At 52.5% G+C, this 543-nt stretch carries 1 protein-coding gene; it reads left to right on the forward strand.

What is annotated here, in order from left to right; genetic code table 11:
* Positions 1-327: 327 nt before the first annotated feature.
* A partial coding sequence (locus ACFINO_RS10140; protein ID WP_375655696.1) for a hypothetical protein occupies positions 328-543 on the forward strand: 216 nt, incomplete at its 3' end.

Below are 543 nucleotides of genomic sequence, written 5' to 3' on the forward strand. Positions count from 1 at the left end.
GGTTGGCTGTCGGTGTATTGATTGCCGGTGGGGGAAAAAGGACAGGTGAACAGGGTGAATGGATGGAGGAAGATGGGTTGGTTGCTGGGGAAAAGGGATTGGTGAGCAGAGTGAAAGGGTGGGGAGAAGGGTGAGCTAGCTCTTATTGAAGGATTTTGGGAAACAGCTGTTTGTGGGGTGATTGCCGGTAGAAGAGAAGGGGCTGGAGAGTAAAGTGAAGGGTGTGATGAGGCGAAAAGTGGCGTGGTAATTGGGGTAAGGAGTAGAGTGCATTAGAGGTGTGTATCTCTCTTGGTTTTTAGATAGCTGACGGTTGTCTTTGAGGTAGTGGCTGTTGATGAGGTGGCTTGGGATGGTTGGTTGCTTGTGGGCAGGCTTCCGATGGAAGAGAAGGGGCTAGAGAGTAGGGAGAAGAGTGGTGGCTGCTCATGGGGAGGTTGGCTCGATGGAGGGGAGGGTGAAAAGGGGGCTGGAAGGGTGACTTGGAGGTTTGTGAGGCGGTTTTTGAGTGTTTGTTGCTTGTGTGCTGGTTGCGGGTGCATT

Origin of the sequence: Bartonella sp. AA83SXKL (assembly GCF_042196965.1) — a bacterium.
Classification (GTDB): Bacteria; Pseudomonadota; Alphaproteobacteria; order Rhizobiales; family Rhizobiaceae; genus Bartonella.